This is a genomic window from Pantoea sp. ANP04 (assembly GCF_041982285.1).
Taxonomy (GTDB): Bacteria; Pseudomonadota; Gammaproteobacteria; order Enterobacterales; family Enterobacteriaceae; genus Pantoea; species Pantoea eucalypti.
The window spans coordinates 1-608 of sequence record NZ_JAUTYS010000084.1 but is presented as its reverse complement, the minus strand read 5'-3'; the positions used below and the strand labels follow the sequence as shown (position 1 = coordinate 608).

General features: G+C 41.0%; 2 protein-coding genes. Both read right to left on the bottom strand.

The window, feature by feature from the left end; genetic code table 11:
* On the bottom strand, nucleotides 1–342 hold a 342-nt coding region (locus Q7C21_RS22455), incomplete at its 3' end, for a hypothetical protein (protein ID WP_375151152.1).
* Nucleotides 343–352: 10 nt separating this feature from the next.
* Nucleotides 353–608: hypothetical protein (locus Q7C21_RS22450; protein WP_375151151.1), on the bottom strand; the 256-nt coding region annotated here is incomplete at its 5' end.

Here is a 608-nt window from a genome sequence, read left to right as displayed (position 1 = left end):
GAAATCCGGATAAACTGAAATAACCTTTTCTTTGTCGCTTTCTGACGGATAAGCGCATGACAAAGAATTCATATCGTGATTTACTTTTACCCATTTTTCCAATTCGGCTTTATATTTGTAGCCGTAACCATTATCAATCATTTCTTCGGGCCAGTTAATCATCCATCCAGCAAGGCTTTTGTAATCAATGTTGCGGATAAAGGTTCGGCCATCTTCGTAAATCTTGCAAACGTCAAGGTTCTTATCTTTGAATTTTTTCCCAATGCCGTGGGCCGTAATAATTCTAACAAGTTTTCCACGTTGAATGGAAATGCGTTCAGTTCTTGTGAAATAGCTACTCATTAGAACCTCTTTAGAAAAGGATAGTTTGTTCGCCTTCAACAGCCTTGCGCTTCGCTTCTTCTGCTTTGCGCTTTTCTTCTTCTGCCTTACGCTTTTCATCTTCGGCTTTGCGCTTCGCTTCTTCCTTTTCGGCTTCGGCCTTGCGCTTCGCTTCTTCTGCCTTGAGAATTTCTTCCAGGACTTCTCTGCGTGCTTCTGCCTTCAATTCCTTTTTGTATTCTTCGCTTACAGCGTTCTTTTCCATTGGCTTATTTTTTACATCTTCA